This window comes from Streptomyces sp. NPDC050423, from assembly GCF_040655445.1.
Taxonomy (GTDB): domain Bacteria; phylum Actinomycetota; class Actinomycetes; order Streptomycetales; family Streptomycetaceae; genus Streptomyces.
In genome coordinates this window covers 39621-57716 of the sequence record NZ_JBFAJY010000020.1, presented here as the reverse complement: position 1 = coordinate 57716, position 18096 = coordinate 39621, and the positions used below count along the sequence as shown (strand labels likewise).

Sequence of the window (18096 nt, the reverse complement as noted above, 5' to 3'; positions counted from 1 at the left end):
CTGTTCACAGTTATATTGGCATGTTACGCTGCGACGGCGCCGCTCGGGTGGGAGCGCAGGGCCCTCACCCACGGGCGGCTGCCGCAGAAATCGAGGGGAACAGCGCCGATGACGTCAACAGCCCAGCGCGAGAGCGAGCGGACCGGGGCGCAGGAGCTTCCCGAGGAAGGGAAGCTGGTCGAGGTACGCGGCCAGTCCTGGGTGGTCGCCCGCGTCGAGCCGTCCCCGTCCGGAGGCGAGGACGACACGCGCAGGCCCGCCACCCTCATCCACCTCCAGTCCGTCGCCGACGGCCGCTTCGGCGACACGCTCTCCGTTATCTGGGAGGTCGAGCCCGGCCGCCGCGTCCTGCCCGCCGGCTCCCTTCCCGACGCCTCCACCGGCCAGTACGACCCGCCGTCCCGCCTCGCCGCGTTCCTCGACGCCGTCCGCTGGTCCGCCGTCGCCTCCGCCGACTCCAAGACGCTCCAGGCCCCCTTCCGCTCAGGCGTCGCCGTCGAGCCCTACCAGCTGGAGCCCGTCTCCCGCGCGGTCGGCGCTCCCCGCGTCAACCTGCTGCTCGCCGACGACGTCGGCCTGGGCAAGACCGTAGAGGCGGGCCTCGTCGCCCAGGAGCTGCTGCTGCGCGGCCGTGCCCGCCGCATCATGGTCGTCTGCCCTGCCGGGCTCACCCTGAAGTGGCGCGACGAGATGGCGGAGAAGTTCGGCCTCGACTTCACCGTCGTCAACTCCGAGCACTGCGCCCGGCTCCGCCGCACCCACGGCACCTCCGCCAACCCCTTCCGTGTCCACCCGCTGACCATCGTGTCGCTGCCCTGGCTGCGCGGCACGAAGGCCCAGCGCCTCCTCGACGAGGTCATCGGCGCCACCGAGGAGAGCCGCGACGGCGACCACAAGCGGTTCTTCGACCTGCTGATCCTCGACGAGGCCCACCATGTCGCCCCGTCCGCCCCCAAGCAGGTCTACGCGGTCGACTCCCAGCAGACGAAGCTGATCCGCCGCCTCGTCCCGCACTTCGAGCACCGCCTCTTCCTCTCCGCCACCCCGCACAACGGCTACCCCGAGTCCTACACCGCGCTCCTCGAACTCATCGACGACCAGCGATTCGCCCGCGGCATGGACCCCGACAAGGACGCGCTGAAGGACACCGTCGTACGCCGCCTCAAGGCAACGGTCACCAACGCCGACGGCACACCTCGCTTCCGTACCCGCAGGACCGAGCAGCTCCCGGTCGACTACACCGGCACCGAGCGCGAGATCCACGGCCTGCTCAGCTCGTTCGCCGATCTGCGGCGCAAGAAGCTCGTCCCGACCGCCAAGGGCGGCCGCCGCGCCGCCGACCTGGTGACCCTGCTGCTGAAGAAGCGTCTCTTCTCCTCCCCGGCCGCCTTCCTCCGCACGGTCCGCGTGTACCTGTCCCATCTGGAGGACACCGGCTCCCGCACACGCAGCGCGGCTGCCGAAGTCCCGGACTGGCTGGACGACTTCGCGGACATGGTCGCCGACCTGGACGACCTCGGGCTCGTCGACGCCGAGGACGCCGCCCTCACCCGCTCCACCTCTCTCACCCCCGCCGAGGACAACCAGGAGCTCGACCTGCTCCAGCGGATGGAGCGCTGGGCAGTCACCCACGAGGCCGACGCCGACTCCAAGGCGGCCGTGCTCCTGCGCACCCTCAAGGCTGTCTGCCGCACCGCCGACGGCAAGCACTGGACGAACGAGCGCATCGTCGTCTTCACCGAGTACCGCGACACCCTGGACTGGCTCCTCACCCTGCTCCGCCAGGAGAAGCTCACCGACGACGGCCGCACCGCCGTCCTGCACGGTGGCCTCAGCACCGAGGACCGCGAGCGCATCCGCCTCGGCTTCCAGGCCGACCCGGCCACCGCCGAGGGCGCGGTCCGCATCCTGCTCGCCACCGACGCGGCCGGCGAGGGCATCGACCTCCAGAACCACTGCCACCGTCTGATCAACTACGACATCCCGTTCAACCCCAACAAGCTCGAACAGCGCATCGGGCGCATCGACCGCTGGGGGCAGCGCCACGACCCGGAGATCTCCCACTTCATCGGCTCCGGCTGGCAGCAGGCCCAGGCCGGATCGTACGAAGCGGATCTGGAGTTCCTGTCCCGCGTGGCGAAGAAGGTCGCCCGCATGGAACAGGACCTCGGCTCCGTGAACGCCGTCATCGCCGAGGCCGTCCAGCGCCGCATGACCGGCGACACCATGCCCGTCGACATCGAGAACGCCAAGCCCCGCACCATCCAGGGCCGCCGCACCGGCGGCGAGGTCGCCCCCGAGCAGAACGTCACCGCCCAGTCCAGGCGTCTCGCCGACCAGTACGACGAGACCGTCTCCACGCTCGGCCTCACCCCGGCCAACATCAAGCGCGTCGTCGACACCGCCCTCGCCCTCGACCACCAGCCGCCCCTGACCCCCGACCGCACCCTGGCCGAGGACTTCGACCCGGGCGACCTGTACGAGGTCCCGCCCCTCTCCGGCACCTGGGAACGGGCGAGCCGCGGTCTCGCCCACAAGCTCCGCGAGGACGAGCAGCGCCCCATCACGTTCGACGCGGCCGTCGCGGCCCGGGGCCGTGACGACGTCGTCCTCACCCACCTCAAGCACCCCCTCGTGGCCCTGTCGACCCGCCTGCTGACCGCTGCGGTCTGGAACGCGGACTCCGTCGGCCTGCACCGCGTCACTGCCGTCGTCAGCGACGACCCGGCGGTCACGACCACCCTCGTCTCGGCCTACGCCCGGTACGTCCTCGTCGGCAACGACGGCACCCGGCTGCACGAGGAGGTCATCCACGCGGGCGGCTGGTTCGGCGACACGGGCCGCTTCCGCCGCTGGGAGTCCGTACGCACGCAGGGCGACGCCCTCGCGAAGGCCCTCACCGAAGGCACCGAGGCGGCCCCGCACCTCAGGCAGGAACTCACCACCGCCTGGGAGAAGCTCGCCACACCGCTGAACACCTCCCTCGAAGCACGGGCCCGCGAACGAGGCGACAGCCTGGTCAAGGCCCTAGCCGACCGGCGCAGGCAGGAAGAGGACCGCATCATGGCGACCCTCGGCCGCTTCGAAGCGACTCTGCAGGCCAAGCTCAAGGAGGACGGCGACGGCACGGGCGAGCAGTACGCGCTCTTCAGCCGGCATGACATCACCGCCGCCGAACGCCGCCAGTACGACGACGACCGGACCCGCTGGCAGCAGCGCCTCGACGGCCTGCCCGCCGAGCGTGAGCGGGAACTCGCCGCGATCACCGCCCGCTACCGCGACCCCCGCGCCCACCTCTTCCCCGTAGCCGTCGTCTTCGTGATCCCCGCAAAGGAAGCCCGCCGATGAGCCCCCGCCCCGTCAACCGTGGTCTCGCCGCAGCCAAGGCGCAGGCGCTCGACGGCCGCCGCCAGCACCAGGAATGGCTCGACCTCACCGAGGTCTCGGGCCCCTTCCTCACCATGCCGGTCCTGCGACAGGCCTGGCCCCAGCTCGACGCCCTGGAGAGGGACGACCGCGCCCGCCTGCGGGCCCGCCACGCGGACTGGCAGAACGACACCACCGCGGGCCGGGACGAATGGGTCGCGCACATCCTGCGCTCCCTCCTCGGCTGGGGCGACGCGCTCACGCTCCGCCAGGGCGAGGACGAGGACATCGACCTCGACCGCCTCACTCTCCACGTCCCCGAACACGGCGCGGTACTCCGCCCCGACTTCGCCCTCGCCGAACCGGGCACCGGCCTCGCGGCCGAACCCGACACGGCCTCGGCCGCGAAGCGGGTCCGCGTACTCGGCATGACAGTCCCCGCCGGAACCGTCCCCACCTCGCGCTCCGCCGCCGGCGCCGACTGGGCGGCCTCCCCGGCGGACCGCCTGGGACGGCTCCTGCGCCACCACGACATCCCGCTCGGCCTCGTCACGGACGGCCGCTGGTGGTGCCTGGTCTGGGCCCCCATCGGCGGCGTCACCACCACGGCCGTCTTCGACACCATCGGCTGGAACGAGGCCGCCGAACGCAACGTGGTCCGCGCCTTCGTCTCCCTCCTCCGTCGCCGTCGCTTCTTCGAGTACGAGGACGCCGAGACGCTGGTCGGCCTGCTGAAGGCCAGCCTGGCCGCCGGTGAGGACGTCACCGAAGCGCTCGGCGTCCAGGTCCGCCAGGCCGTGGAGCTCCTCGTCGACGCCATCGGGCGGGCGGACGTCCGGGCGATGGACGCGGGCGCCCCCGGGCTGCACGCCTCCGGCGTGGCCGCCGGCGAGGTCTACCGGGGCGCGGTCGCGGTGATGATGCGCATCGTCTTCCTCCTGTACGCGGAGGAACGTGGCCTGCTGCCGGCGGACAACGAGGTGTACGCGACGTCGTACTCGGCCCGCTTCCTGCGCTCCGAACTCAAGGCCCGCGCCGACGAGGAGGGCGAGAGCGCCCTCGAACACACCACCTCCGCCTGGCACCGCCTGATCGCCCTCTTCCACGCGGTGCACGGGGGAGTGGACCACCCCGAGCTGCACCTCCCGGCATACGACGGCTCGATCTTCGCCCCGGACACGTACGCCTGGCTGGAGCTCACCACCCCGCTCCTCCCGATCGACGACCGCACGGTCCTGCACATGCTCCAGTCGGTGCAGGAGGTCCGCGTCGGCACGGGCAAGAACGCCGAAGTCCGCACGCTGAGCTTCCGTGCCCTGGACGTGGAGCAGATCGGTTACGTGTACGAGGGCCTGCTCTCGTACGGCGGCGAGCGCGCGGTCGAGGACATGGTGGGGCTGATCGGTCCGGGGGGCCTCGAACACGAGGTGGCGCTGCGGGAGTTGGAGGCGCTGGCGGTCAAGTCCGGCGGTTCTGTCCCGGCCCTGGCCAAGGCCATCCACGAGAAGTGGAAGGACCCGAAGCCCCCGGCGAGCGCTTCGCGGCTGGAAAAGCTGCTGGCCCCGGCGAAGGACGAGGTGGAGGCGCGCAGGCAGCTGAACGCGGTGACGAAGGACGTGGCACTGAGCGAGCGCCTGCTGCCGTTCTTCGGCATCCTGCGGCGCGACCTCCGTGACCTGCCGATGGTCATCCCGAACGGTTCGCTGTACGTCACGGAGTCCTCGCTCCGGAAGAACACGGGCACGCACTACACACCCAGGTTCCTGGCGGAGGACGTGGTCCGGCACGCGCTCGAGCCGCTGGTGTACGAGCCGGGGCCGCTCCAGACGGCGGATGCGGGGGAGTGGCGGCTGAAGTCGCCCGAGCAGATCCTGAAGCTGAAGGTCGCGGACATCGCGATGGGGTCAGCGGCGTTCCTGGTGGCGGCGTGCCGTTACCTGGGGGACCGCCTGATCGAGGCGTGGGAGAACCAGGGCCGTACGGACGCGATGACGTACCGGGCCGGCCGGGCCGTCGACGCGGTGACGGCCGCGGACGCGGAGCAGGACCCGGTGGTCGTCGAGTCCCGCCGCCAGATCATCGAGCACTGCCTGTACGGGGTGGACATCAACCCGATGGCCGTGGAGATGGCGAAGCTGTCGCTGTGGCTGGTGTCGATGGACCCGACCCGGCCGTTCACGTTCCTGGACGACCGGTTGGTGGCGGGGGACTCGCTGCTGGGCGTGCACAACATGGAGCAGTTGCAGTCGGTGCACATGAAGCCGAGGGCGCAGAGCGACGTACTGGTGCACGAGGCCGCGTCATTGATCGACGAGCTGACGGCGGAACGCCTGGCGATCACCGCGATCAAGGGCGTGGACTTGCCCGCGCTCCAGCAGAAGCGGGAGCGGCTGGCGGAGGTCAACCGGCACTCGCGGAAGCTGCGGTTGGTGGGCGACCTGATCGCGGGGGCGGCGCTGGCCACTTGTGCGTCGGGGCGGGTGGAGTGGTACGCGCCGGATGGCGGCGAGCGGGTCAGGGACCTGTTCCCGCAGGCGGCTTGGCTCGTGGAGAAGCTCTTTGCGGAGGGCGTCGAGGACGACTCGGAGATCGTGCGGCAGGCGCGGGTGACGGCGGAGGAGTGGCTGGGGGCGGAGTTGCCGGCGGGGGGTATGGAGCGGCGGCCGGTGCATTGGCCGTTGGTGTTTCCGGAGGTGTTTTCGGTGGGGGGTGGGTTTGATGCGGTTGTGGGGAACCCGCCTTTTTTGGGTGGGCTTAAGCTCAAGACTGCGTTTGGTGAGGCTTATAGAGAGTATCTGGTCGAACATTTGGGACGGGGGATTCGTGGGATCCGAGGTACTGCGGACCTTGTGGCCTACTTCCTTATGCGGATGGATGACGCTCAAAATCCCGATGGCCAAGGCGCAATCATTGCAACTAATACCCTATCTCAGGGTGATTCCCGTGCTGTTGGGCTTGAGCAGCTCATGCGTGATGGAGTTCAGGTTAGGCGTGCTGTCAAGAGCGAGGCTTGGCCATCGAAGTCGGCAGTTCTTGAGTATTGTGCTGTTTGGTTGAGTAAGAATCCAATGAGCGCTGACGTCAGGTGTCACTTGGATGGCGTTCCGGTACGTGCTATCACGTCATCTCTGACTCCTGTGACTCGGTTCTCCGGGCCAATTGGCCGGCTGGTCGCCAATAAATTCTTGGTGTTTCAGGGGTCCAATATTCTCGGAACTGGATTCACCATGCCGCCTGAAGAAGCGAGGCGTTGGGTTTTTGAGAGCCCCGGGAATGCGCAAGTTCTGAGGTCGTACCTCAACGGGCAGGACTTGAATGGGCGAAGTGATCTGTCAGCGAGTCGCTCAGTTATCTCTTTTTGGGATTGGGATCTCGACAAGGCTAGGGAATATCCAGGTCTTTTGGAGCGAGTCAGGGAGCGAGTAAAGCCTCAGCGGGACAGTGACCCAATTAAGAGCTACAGGGAGTATTGGTGGAGATTCGCTGCCCATCGGCCCAACCTGTATAGGGGCATTGAACCTCTCGATCGATGTATCGTAATTACACTGGTGAGTAAGGTAGTAATGCCTGTGATGGTGTCAACCGGGCAAGTCTTTTCGCACATGCTTGGAGTCTTCTCTTCTGACGACCCAGCATTGCTCGCTGTTCTCTCCAGTTCTTCTCATTACTGGTGGGCGATTGATCGGGGCTCGACGATGAAGGGTGACCTCCGCTACACCCCCACCGACGTCTTTGAAACTCTTGTCCGTCCACCGCTAACTCCCCGTCTCCGTGCCTCCGGTACCCGCATCGACACTTACCGCCGGGACCTCATGCTGGCCCGCAATATGGGTCTAACCGCCACCTACAACCTCGTCCACAACCCCGACTGCCAGGACGACGACATCGTCGAACTCCGCCGCATCCACCAGGAGATCGACCGAGCCACCGTCGAGGCATACGGCTGGTTCGACCTCCTGGACGACTCCGGGCAGACCCCGCACGCGGACCCGACGCACGAGACATTCCCGCTGGACCACGGCTTCCACGAGACGGACCAGGGCACCCGTTACACCATCGGGCTGCTCGCCCGGACCGAGATCATCGACCGGCTGCGCCAGTTGAATCACCAGGCGTACGCGGACGAGGTCCACCTCGGGCTGCACAAGAAGCCGGCCAAGCATCCGGACATGCCGAAACCCTCTGCCGACGCCATCCGGAAGCGCAAGGAGCAGCTCGCTGCGCGAGGCGGATCAGATTTCGGTCAGGGCGGAGAGGGCGCCCTCTTCTGAGCCTGCCGCACGACAACGGGCCCGTCCGCGTCACTCACTTGATGCGGACGAGCCCGTTGTTCCGTTCACGGTGCCTTGTCGGCGCTACCCACGCGCGAGCGTCACGAACGCCGCCCACTCGCCCCGGCCGACCCGCAGCACCGGTCCGCCGCCCGCAACCTTCGAGTCCCGTACGTACACCGCACCGGCGCCAGCGGCCACCTCCACGCAGTCACCGCCGTCCGATCCGCTGTAGCTGCTCTTGAACCAGCGCAGCTCGTCAACGTTCTCGGTTACCTGCTCCACGCTCATGTCTCTCCCACCAGCCGTTCGATGAGCCGCGCAGACGCCTCGACGTTCAGGGCCTGCGATCGCAGCTTGCCACATCGCAAGCCGAACGAGCTGACCTCCGTCGGATCGCCGACGACGCACCCGACCCCCTGTGACTCGAAGTACCCGAGGTGCTGGAGCTCCTTCGTCTCGACCGTCACGAAGGGCCCGTTCTTCCCTGGATGGAACCCCAGCCCAGCTGGCATGACCTGTACCTCGACATTCCGCAACCTGCCTACTTCCAGCAGATGTCGCCACTGAGCGCGCATCACTTCGCTGTCGCCCACCGGATCGCGCAACGCCTCCTCCCCGATGATGAACGACAACTCCGCCAACGGATCCCGAGTCAGCAGCTTCTGCCTGCTCAGCCGAGCCTCCGTGTGCTGGTCGATGATCTGCTCGCTGAACGGCGGGCAGTGGCCGCCGAACACCGCCCGTGCGTACGCCTCCGTCTGCAACAGGCCGGGCACCAGCAGCGGGTCGTACGAGAAGCGGCTCAGCACTTCCGCCTCGATGAGGGCGAAGTTGCGGAAGAACTTGGGGAGTTTGGCCCGGTCCACATCGGCCTGGAGCACCTCCAGCACCCCACCCCCGCCCAGCACCCGGCCCGCCGCGACCGTGAACGCCTCCTTCGCCGGCCGCCGCCCCTGTTCGACCGAGGCGACCTGCTCCAGGGAGTATCCGATCGCCTCCCCCAAGGCCTGCTGGCTCAACCCGGCCCGTTTCCTCAGGTGCTGGAGGAGTTTGCCGTAAGCCACCCACACGCCCGGCAGCTCAATGTCCTCCCTCGTCTTCGTCGCCCGGCCGTTCCGCGTATCCCGCATGCGTCTTCACGCCCCTTCCGCCACCCGCTCGTGCCCGCCCCACCGCCCACCGGTAGCGTTCCTCAACGCCACTACAGCTGGGCAAGGTTCAACGGATGACCCATTTCCGGGGACACGGCCCCCGTCCCGTACAGCACCCGTACAAGACCCGTACAACTCAGGGTGGAACATCCTCGCCCGGCCCGTACCGGCTCTCGTCCGTACGGCCGTCACATCTGGTCAGCGGCGCTCGCGCGGTTCCACGATGACGTCGTGAAGCAACAGAAGAACACCCAGGAGCCTCCCGGGCCTCTCGCCGCGGCCCCCGAGTTCAGTCTCCGCCTCAGCAGCACTCCACGCGGCGCCCGGCTGGCCCGTAACCTCGCCGTCCAGCAGCTCACCGAGTGGTGCGGCAGCCCGTACGACTCCGACACGGCCCGAACCGTAGCCCTGGTCACCGCCGAGCTGGCCGCCAACGCCGTCACCCACGGCCGGCTCCCCGGCCGCGATTTCCGGCTGACGCTCCTCCTCCTGGCGCACGCCCTCCGCATCGAGGTGACGGACACACGCCCCGAGCGCCTGCCGCCCACGTCGGTAGTGGCCCCTGCGTCCGCCGACGCGGTATCCGGCCGCGGCCTGCTTCTCGTCGAGGCCTACGCGGACCGCTGGGGCTGCGTGGTCCGCGACGCGTACACCAAGACGGTCTGGGCGGAAGTCGCCGTCGTGACCTCATGAGTTGGGCGAGCTGATAATTCTTTTCCTATAGACTCGTGAACTGTGTCAATGGGCTGCAATGCTGGCCCTCGCATTCCACAGCGGGGGAACGGCTTTGAACGATCACCGGTTTGTCCAGACGGCAGTCATCGGCTCCAGGGGCTCCGATCTTGCGATCATCCTGCCCATGGGCGGTGAGGTGCTCCGACAGTGGCGGCTTGCCCACCCCACGTACGAGTACTGGTGCGGGACGCTGCTCGGTGGGTGTGGCAGGCGGCTGACCGACCGCCTCTGTTGGGACAAGGTCTGCCACTTCGCTCATCCTCCCCACGCTGTCTGTCACCGCAGAGCGAACGGGGAGGACAGCGCCGACCCGTTGTTCATGAAGTCCGCGGTCGACGCGTGGATGGCCGGGCGGCGCAGCCACGGCACCGTGGAATTGCGCCGGTCTGGGTGGGGCTCCGCGGCCGATGCGCTGGACGTGGATGTACGTCGTGGAGCCCAGCGGTGGCGTCTGCGCTTCCAGTTCGGGTGGCTCGGGCGTGACGAGTGGCGGGCGGTGGACCGGAAGCTCAGTGGCGGCGGGCGCATTCGTGTCGACTGGGTCTTCGGTGAGGAGCAAGACCGAATTCCGCCTGAACTCCTGGCACGCGACAGATACGTCTTCCGTATCCGGTTCCAGACAAGGGGGGCCGAGCGATGCCCGTATCTCGGTACGGAGCATGCCGGCCAGACGGTCGACTGGATCCCTTTCGAAGACGCGACACTCGACGACGAGGGATTGAGGACACCCACGCTGGCGCGTGTCCGGTCCCAGCCGGCGCAGGCAAGCGCGCAGTCGGAAGCGGGCCGACCGGCAGAGGACGGTTCTGAGCTGGGGCAGGTGGTGGCGCGACGATCTGTTCAGCCGTTGCCCGCGGGTGCGAGGCGCGCCGAGGTCGTACATCGGCTCAGGGCCGCACTGCGTCGTGCCGCGTCCCGGGGGACCTACGTCACCTGGCGCGAACTGGCGAACTCGCTGGGGCTTGATCTCAGTGCGTATCCCGGCGCGGAGCTCCACCACCTGCTGGAGGACGTGGAGAGACCCGCAGGGCCGGACCGGCCCGTCCTTTCCGTCCTGATCCTGGATGAGGACGGGCGCTGTCTCCCCTATCTCTCCGGCATCGTTTCCCGGCTTGGGCTCGGCAGGCCCGCCTCAGGCAGCGAGTACCGGCTCTGGAGAGAGAGGGAATTCGACCGGGCCCTCGCCGTGTACGGAAGAGCACCGTCCTGCCTACCGGCCCGTCTTGCGCTGACGGGCCAGGGGCCTGGGGCTGGCCGGGCAGGCCACCGGGCCGGGGACGAACCGGCTGAGCTGCACGGGCTAGTCGCCCAGGCACGGAGCATCCTCCCCCGGCTTCGCTTAGCAGAGCAGAAGCACCTACGGGGCCGGATCACCGCAGCCGAGAGCTGGCTGAGCCAGAACCGTGCACCCAGCGGAAGCCGCGCCCCGGCGCGAAGTGGCGACACGATCGGAAAGGAGTTGCGCTCCGCGATCTCGAAGGCTGAGGCGGCCGTGGAGGCGAACCACGCGAAGTCGAAACGGAAGCACAAACCCCGGGGCGTGAAGGACGGGGCGGCAGAGACGCTGACCCCTCCGATGCGAAAGAAGCGACCATGGGCCGCGCCCGATGCCGTGCTGCAACGCACTCTGGTGTTGGTGGCGCAGAGGGGCAGCACGGTTACGTGGGAGCAACTCGTCGAAGGTGTGGCGGCGGAGAGTTCGGCGACTGTGGACCGCGGTCGGACGCTGGCGGCGCTTGAGCGAGGCATCGCGTCCGGTGATCCCCTGCTCAGTGCGTTGGTGACCATGCCCGACGGCAGTCCGGTGCCGTATGCCCGCGACGTACTGAGGTCGGTCGGACTTGCTGTACCCGACACCGACAAGGCCTTGGAGATCATCTGGAAGAGCGAGCAGCAGCGAGCGCATGCCGCCTACGCGCTGCCGCGCCGCCCTGCGCCCCCGCGGCTGGTTCCGATGGTGAGGGGTTCGGTCAAGGGCCAAGGGGGATAGCGACTCACCCCGGACGGTGTCGTCGCGGAGATGACCGCTTTATGGCTGCCCGATGCGTATGCCCCGGCGAGAGCGCCTCACCGAAGCCGACACCGCCCGCACATCCCTCGGGCCCGGCCGCGACGCCCACCGGCCATTACACCGGGAATCATGGGTTCCACGTTCCGTTCCCGCTGCACGGCGAGAGCTGCTGCGACGGGTTCGTGGCCGTCACATGCGTCGGGGCACTCGAACCGCTGCGTGAGCGAGGCGACTTCGCCCCGAAGAGCACCTGCGAGGTGCTCACTGGTCTCGGCCACGCCCCCGGGGACGTGGAGTCGTACCAGTCCCGGCCCGACCGGTGTCGGATTCCTCGTCGAGGCCGACGACTCGCCGCTGCTCCGCGTGGAGGGCCGATGAACCGTGAGTCCACAGGAGCAGAGGCCTTCGGCGGCTATCCCGAACACGTTTGAGATCGCGGCGGAGAATTGGAAGTGAAGTGGGCGCGGTGGACGCTGCTGGGCGGCCTCGGGTGAGAGGGAAAGCGCCCGGAACGCTCTCAATATCGGGTGTCCATCGTTCTGGACACCGCCGAGCCGGCCGCCAACGCCGTCATCCACGGCCGGCTCCCCGGCCGCGATTTCCGGCTGACGCTCCTCCTCCTGGCGTACGCCCTCCGCATCGAGGTGACGGACACGCGCCCCGAGCGCCTGCCGCCCACGTCGGTAGTGGGTCCCGCGCGCGCCGACGCGGTATCCGGCCGCGGTCTGCTGCTCGTCGAGGCCTACGCGGACCGCTGGGGTTACGCGGTCCGCGACGCGTACACCAAGACGGTCTGGGCAGAAGTAGGCCGTGACCTCTTGTGAACTAAGTCAATGATTGTCATCCTGGAGAGGCGGCTGTGACCCAGGGGGCGCCTTGCTTGACCACCGGCTTGTTCAGACCGCCGTGATCGGCGACAAGGACTCGGATCATCCGGTCATCCTGCCCATGGACGCACACGAGCTGGATATATGGCGAAGGATGCACCCGTCCTACGACTACTGGTGCGGCCTTCACCTCGGCGGCTGTGGCGGTCAGCTGACCGACCGTCGTTACACCAACAAGGTGTGTCACTTCGCTCACCATGCCACCGCTCCCGTCTGCTACCGCACGGCGAACGGTGAATCCAGCGCCGACCACCTCTTCATCAAGAGAGGCGTGCGGCGCCTGATGGACAAGCGACAGCTCCGCGGCAGGGTGCAGACGCGGGACCTGGGCAACGGTCCTGGCGACGCCGTCGACGTGTACCTCGCGGAGAGTCGCCGACGGCTGCGGTTCCAGCTCGGCCCGATCGACTACCGGGCCTGGCGTGGCGCCACGGACGAACTCGGGGCGGATGCCGCTGACATCGACTGGATCTTCGCTGCCGAGGGGCAGATCACCCAGCAGGTCATCGGCAGTCATGGGTACTGCCTCCGCGTGCGTTGCGAGACGGTGGGAGGCGAGCGGCGCGTGCACATCGGGGCCGAGGCCCGGGACCGTACCGTCGCCTGGACGCCGCTCGAGGACTGCGCGCTGACACCGTCCGGCATCGTCACGCCGCACGTCGAGGAGATCCGCCTGTCCCGGCCTCGGCCCCGGCCGATCGCCATCCCGATCCACGGCAGGGTGGTCTTCGCACTCGTCCCTGGAACTGCCGTACCCGACGATTCGCCCTTTGCCGCGCGCGACCGCCAACTCGTGGTCGCGGACGTGAAGCCGGTGGAGGGTCCCATCGTCCGCACCGTGGTCTCCCTGCCGGGGGACACCGATGCCCCGCCCGCCGAACACGTCTATCGCGTCTCCGACGGTGCACGCATCCTCTTGTCCGGCAGCGCTGGGAGCTGGGCGATCGAGACCACTCGCTATGTCCGGGTCGATGCGCACGAGGCGGAGCGCACGGGGCTGTGGACCCCGCCCACACGCCCCGTGCTGAAGACTGACGCAGATTCCGTAGGTCACAGGAGTCGGACAGGTGCGTCCTCCACTCCGTCCGTGCCTGCTCCGGCTGCGAAGGCGCGGACCGCCCCGGCCCAGATCGTTCAGCCGGCTCGTGCGCCGCTTGCCCGTACGGATCTGGTGAGCGCTCTGCGCGACGCCCTGGAGACCCACGCCCGCCTGCACTCCACGACCACCTGGGCGACCCTCGTCCGGACGGTGAGCCCGGACCTTGCGTCGCACTCGGAGTCCGAGCGGTGCGAGCTGCTTTTCGAGGTGGATGCTCCGCTGTGGGAGCACGTGCCGATTCTGTCCGCCCTCATCCGCGAGGGAGATGCTCCCCTCCCGTACCTTCCCCAGGTGCTCTCTCGGATGGGCGTGCGGCACTCGGAAGCCTCCACTCAGATCAAGCGCTGGGCCGCTGTCGAGACAGAGCGGGCCTTCGCGGCCTACGGAACGCCGTCGCGGACCATGCCTCCGCGCTATCCGCTGAAGCCGGAAGCGCCGGTGGTGTCCCGGGCGGCGAGGGTGGTCGAGGCGGAGTACGGGACGGTACGCTGCCCGCACGATCGTCCAGTGACCGTGGCCAAGTACGTGGTCAGGACGACTGCGGCCGACAGCTTGACTGTGAAGCGCCTGCGTGAACTGGCACGGGAACTTGCCGAGGTTCTCGCGAGGCTGGACGGCCCGGCCAGGAAAAGGGCCCGGAAGGTAGTGGGCGAGGCGCAGTCCTGGCTCGCCCATCGCGATGGCGCGGGCCCGTCGCAGGGGCGGGCCGTGGTGCGTAAGAGTGCCGCCTACCACGTTCGTGCTCTCAGGCACGCCCTGAAGGTGGCACAAGTCGACATCAGGGAGGCGGAACAGCGGCGCCGCGCTGCGAAGAAGGAAGAGGCGCGGCTGTTCAATGAAGCGCGGGACCGGCAGAAGGCGAAGGCCGCGCATGCCGAGCCGTCAGCCGAGCAGCTCGCGCCGGCCGGGGCGGACCCCGTGGAACGGATCACGCAGCAGCTTGTGGGCGTCGCCGTAGGGGGCGGGACGATTCCGATCCATGCGCTGGACACGGGTGGGACGGGGCACGGTGCCCGCCACTGGCTCATCGCGATCGACCACGGTGTCACGGCAGACGTCCCGCTGCTCTCCGCGCTGGTGACGAAGGCAGACGGAGGGCCGGTGCCCTTCTTCCGAGACATCCTCATGGCTGCGGGCCTTGCTGTTCCCCAGACCGATGAGGCGCTGTTGAAGGTGTGGTGCCGGGAGCAGGAACGCGATTATGCCGCGTACGGGAACCCGCCAAGAGAGCTTCCGCCACGCCTTGTTCCCAAGGCCGGTGGGTAGTCCGGGGAAGGGGCAGCACATGACGGTGACCGCAGAATGCCGAGTGCTTCACAGTGACAGCGTCGCGCGGGTCATTCCTGAGAGAATTCGTAGGTCGCGCGCCGGTAGGGCTGGGAGACTGCGGCCAGGCGTCGAGGTGGCCACAGGTCGTCCCGCTCGTTGAGACTCACATCAGAACCCCGACGCAGCAGCCAGATGGTTTCGGACTGGAAGTTCAGTACAGCGTCGCCCGGCGTGCGGTCCAGCAGTCCGGAGACCAGGCGGACCATGTCGTCCTGTTGGTCCGGGTAGTCGCTGGACCTGCCGAGTTGGAACCGTACCCAGACCGTGGGGGTGAACCCGAGATCGGTGATGACGGGATTCCACGGCTGCGGTGTCTCCTTGCCGACGCGGACCCACGTGCCCTTCGTTGTCAACGCACCGTCATTGAGGACCAGATCAGGGGCAATGGAATCGTCGAACAATCCAGCGGTTCGTGCGACGGCGCAGAGTCCATGGGCGACCTGCGAAGCGGTCTGCTCGGTCGCCATGTCGAGGTTGTAGGAAATGCTCATGCTGATGGTCCCTTTTCGGAGCGCTAGGGGAAGAGGTGCAGGATGTTTCCGTATTTATCGATCGAGATGACTTCCTTCAGCCCCGGGGTCGGCCAGTCGTGCAACTGGGCCCTCATCCGGGCCAGGTCGACGGCGCTGTCGCTCAAGTTCAGTACGATACGGTCCGCCTGATCATTTGCGACCTTCTTCCCCATCTCGGTTGCGATGTTGCGGGCGTTTCCTCCACTCGGTGAATAGCAGTCGAAGATCCTTTCGTTGATCCGGTAGTCGGGGTTCCTGCTGCCCGGCACCTGAGGCCCGTGCTCGACGTCGTATCCCTTCTGGGCCAGTTTGTCAGCCGCCTCGTTCTGACGCGTGATCGCACGCCTGGTCTCCGCGTCCGCGTTCTTGGGGATGCCTTCGGGATTTCCCTGCGGCTTGGCATTCGGCTCGGAGGCGCGCTCAGGCAGCGTCCGCTCGGGGCCGTCGGTGCTCTCACCGCCATCGAATCGTGCACCTGCCGTCATCAGCGCGATCCCGGCAGTGCCGAGAAGGGCAGCATTGACGGCGGCTTCGGCCGTGATCGCGCCGATGGATACTCCGGCCGCCGCCCCGCTGGCCGCCGCCCCGCTGGCTGCCGCTCCGCCGGCTGCGAACGCCAGCCCACCGGGCGGGAACAGGACGAGGAGCGACAGCAGTATGAGTGCGAAGCCCAGGTACACCGCGAAAGTGCCGAGTGCGTCGAGCAGATGGAAGGTAGATATCGCCTTGCCTTCAGGGCCCGCCTCGCTCAATCCGCGCGAGAGAAGCAATGCGCCCGCGGTGGCCGATCCCAGCGCGGTTCCTACACGGACAGTCCGTGGCGCAAATTCGTCGGTGGTGGCGGCGGTTCCGGTGGTGAGGGGCGTGGTTCGATACACAGTGACCCTGCTGCCGCGTTCGGCGGTGGCTCAATCGTTCTCACGCGGTCGCTGCCATATAGCTGTAAGAGCAACTCCCCTCGGTGACAGGCAAGGTGTGTGGAGCGCTCGCCGGCACTGGACGCCCGGTCCACGGGCGGCGGTGCAAACCGGAGGCCAGTGATGGTGGGGCCCGCCTGGACGCTTACGAGCGCTTGCTGACGGCCATGGTGCTGGGCAGCGGCAGCCAGGGTTCTGAGGCAGTCTGACGGCGTCAGGCTTCGCTGGTGCGACGCTGAAGGATGTCAAGTGCGTGACAGCACTTTCAGGCCGAGGTGTCGACAGCCCCTGCCTCGCGCACGTCTGCAGTCACCGATCCGTTTCCACATCTCAGTCGCCCTGGTCCTCGTGCGCCTGCTAGGAAGTCTGGATGTCTTCTCCGCGCCCCCTGCTTCCACGTTCGACCCCGGCCACCTCCGGGATATCGTCCCGTTCGATCGCCCTGATGCTGGACCGGCTCGAAGAACGATCCGTCGAGTGTCACTCGATCATGGTCGTGCACCGCGGTCACGTCGTCGCCGAAGGCTGGTGGGCGCCGTACTCGGCCGAGCGCCCCCACCTGCTCTACTCGCTGACCAAGTCGTTCACGTCGATCGCCGTGGGGCTCGCGATCGACGACGGCCTGCTCTCGTTGGACGACCGTGTGGCTGACGTGTTGCCCGACCACGTCCCGGCCGACGTCTCGGAGCAGGGAAGCCGCGTCACCGTCCACCACCTGCTGACCATGACGGCCGGGCATCCCACGGACAGCCTCACCGAGGCGTGGGAGCTGGAACCCGACGACCTGGTGAAGGGCTTCCTGCGCCTGCCGTTCTCCGCGGCGGAGGGAACGCGGCACACGTACGACAACTCGACCACGTTCATCCTGGCCAGGATGGTGGAACGGGTGACGGGCCGCGGCCTTCCCGAGTTCCTCGACGAGCGGCTCTTCAAGCCGATGGGTGTCGATCACGCCGAGTGGGACCGGGTGGCGAGCGGTGCCGCCTTCGGGTTCCACGGCCTGCACCTCACGACCGAGGCCATCGCCGCATTCGGCGAACTGTTGTTGCTGGCAGGCGTCTGGGGCGGACGGCAGCTGGTGCCCCGCGCATGGGTGGAGCTGGCGACCCGACGGCACATTGACTGCTTGCCGTTCGAGGACGGAACGGACGAGGCCGACTTCTCCTGCGGCTACGGCTACCAGTTCTGGATGTCCCGTCACGGGTACCACGGCCATGGTGCCTTCGGGCAGCAGTGTGTGGTGGTTCCGTCGCACGACCTCGTCGTCGCCGTGACCGCCCAGGGCGAATCACAGGAAGTGCTCGACGCCATGTGGGAGTGTCTGCTGCCCGGCGTGGGTGATGGGGGCAGTGTTCAGGACGACGAGGTGCTTGCCGATCGACTGCGTCGTCTGTCGCTGCCGCCGGTGCCGGGCTCGGCCGACCCGGAGCGTTCGGTCGGCGCGCGGCTTGACGCCTCAGCCGAGGAGTCGGCGCTGCCCGACGGAACGGCAGTGACCGTTGATCCTGACGGCGGTGGATGGCTCGTACGGTTCGAGGCGCTTTTCGATATCGAGGTGGGCCACGGCGAATGGCGGGAAAGCTCTCCGCTCGGCCGGCCTGTCGTCGCGGCCGGAGCCTGGCAGGGCCACATGTTCGAAGCCGACCTTTACGTCATCACCACCCCGCACCGCGTACGACTGGTCATCGATGCCGATGCCGGGACTGCCACGGCACTTTGGAGCAGTCTGCCGCTCACCGGCCCCAGCCTGGAGCTGCACGTGCGGGCGCCGCTGATGACACGACCTGACGTCGCGTAGAACATGGACGCGGGAAT

At 68.0% G+C, this 18096-nt stretch carries 11 protein-coding genes; 7 read left to right on the top strand and 4 right to left on the bottom strand.

The annotated features are described in order from the left end of the window. Positions 1-108: 108 nt before the first annotated feature. The gene (gene drmD, locus AB0I52_RS16995) at positions 109-3348 is read left to right on the top strand and encodes a DISARM system SNF2-like helicase DrmD (RefSeq protein ID WP_363073259.1); all 3240 of its coding nucleotides are present in this window, start codon (positions 109-111) and stop codon (positions 3346-3348) included. Continuing rightward, a complete protein-coding gene (locus AB0I52_RS16990; RefSeq protein ID WP_363073257.1) occupies positions 3345-7637 on the top strand; it encodes a type IIL restriction-modification enzyme MmeI in 4293 nt (1430 codons plus the stop codon). Before drmD ends, AB0I52_RS16990 begins: the two co-directional genes overlap by 4 nt. A gap of 84 nt (positions 7638-7721) precedes the next feature. On the opposite strand, the gene AB0I52_RS16985 is transcribed toward AB0I52_RS16990, so the two are convergent. Together AB0I52_RS16985 and AB0I52_RS16980 are read right to left on the bottom strand one after the other, a co-directional pair. Beyond that, complete coding sequence (locus AB0I52_RS16985; RefSeq protein WP_363073255.1) at positions 7722-7928, bottom strand: DUF397 domain-containing protein; 207 nt, start codon at positions 7926-7928, stop codon at positions 7722-7724. Then, on the bottom strand, positions 7925-8770 hold the full coding sequence (locus tag AB0I52_RS16980; RefSeq protein WP_363073253.1) for a helix-turn-helix transcriptional regulator: 846 nt from the start codon (positions 8768-8770) through the stop codon (positions 7925-7927). Before AB0I52_RS16980 ends, AB0I52_RS16985 begins: the two co-directional genes overlap by 4 nt. A gap of 252 nt (positions 8771-9022) precedes the next feature. On the opposite strand from AB0I52_RS16980, the gene AB0I52_RS16975 reads away from it, so the two are divergent. The 4 genes from AB0I52_RS16975 to AB0I52_RS16960 all read left to right on the top strand — a co-directional run bounded on the left by AB0I52_RS16975 (position 9023) and on the right by AB0I52_RS16960 (position 14789). Next, positions 9023-9484 carry an ATP-binding protein gene (locus AB0I52_RS16975; protein ID WP_363073251.1) on the top strand — a complete coding sequence of 154 codons (462 nt, stop codon included), beginning with the start codon at positions 9023-9025 and terminating at the stop codon, positions 9482-9484. Between the two features lie 58 nt (positions 9485-9542). After that, a complete protein-coding gene (locus tag AB0I52_RS16970; protein ID WP_363073249.1) occupies positions 9543-11516 on the top strand; it encodes a hypothetical protein in 1974 nt (657 codons plus the stop codon). A gap of 548 nt (positions 11517-12064) precedes the next feature. Next, positions 12065-12361 carry an ATP-binding protein gene (locus AB0I52_RS16965; RefSeq protein ID WP_363073247.1) on the top strand — a complete coding sequence of 99 codons (297 nt, stop codon included), beginning with the start codon at positions 12065-12067 and terminating at the stop codon, positions 12359-12361. Between the two features lie 82 nt (positions 12362-12443). Further along, positions 12444-14789, top strand: a complete 2346-nt coding sequence (locus AB0I52_RS16960; protein WP_363073245.1) for a hypothetical protein — start codon at positions 12444-12446, stop codon at positions 14787-14789. 71 nt (positions 14790-14860) lie between these two features. On the opposite strand, the gene AB0I52_RS16955 is transcribed toward AB0I52_RS16960, so the two are convergent. Together AB0I52_RS16955 and AB0I52_RS16950 are read right to left on the bottom strand one after the other, a co-directional pair. Beyond that, positions 14861-15343 carry a SitI3 family protein gene (locus AB0I52_RS16955; RefSeq protein WP_363073243.1) on the bottom strand — a complete coding sequence of 161 codons (483 nt, stop codon included), beginning with the start codon at positions 15341-15343 and terminating at the stop codon, positions 14861-14863. Between the two features lie 23 nt (positions 15344-15366). Continuing rightward, positions 15367-16242: a hypothetical protein gene (locus tag AB0I52_RS16950; protein ID WP_363073241.1), complete on the bottom strand. Its 876-nt coding sequence runs from the start codon at positions 16240-16242 to the stop codon at positions 15367-15369. A gap of 484 nt (positions 16243-16726) precedes the next feature. Between AB0I52_RS16950 and AB0I52_RS16945 the strand changes: the two genes are divergently transcribed. Continuing rightward, positions 16727-18079, top strand: coding sequence for a serine hydrolase domain-containing protein (locus AB0I52_RS16945; RefSeq protein WP_363073239.1), 1353 nt, complete (start codon positions 16727-16729; stop codon positions 18077-18079). Positions 18080-18096: the final 17 nt, after the last annotated feature.

Bases quoted from the DNA above. Each gene is read 5' to 3' on its own strand.
- drmD (WP_363073259.1), top strand. From the start codon at position 109: ATGACGTCAACAGCCCAGCGCGAGAGCGAGCGGACCGGGGCGCAGGAG.
- AB0I52_RS16990 (WP_363073257.1), top strand. From the start codon at position 3,345: ATGAGCCCCCGCCCCGTCAACCGTGGTCTCGCCGCAGCCAAGGCGCAG.
- AB0I52_RS16985 (WP_363073255.1), bottom strand. From the start codon at position 7,928: ATGAGCGTGGAGCAGGTAACCGAGAACGTTGACGAGCTGCGCTGGTTC.
- AB0I52_RS16980 (WP_363073253.1), bottom strand. From the start codon at position 8,770: ATGCGGGATACGCGGAACGGCCGGGCGACGAAGACGAGGGAGGACATT.
- AB0I52_RS16970 (WP_363073249.1), top strand. From the start codon at position 9,543: ATGCTGGCCCTCGCATTCCACAGCGGGGGAACGGCTTTGAACGATCAC.
- AB0I52_RS16955 (WP_363073243.1), bottom strand. From the start codon at position 15,343: ATGAGCATTTCCTACAACCTCGACATGGCGACCGAGCAGACCGCTTCG.
- AB0I52_RS16945 (WP_363073239.1), top strand. From the start codon at position 16,727: ATGCTGGACCGGCTCGAAGAACGATCCGTCGAGTGTCACTCGATCATG.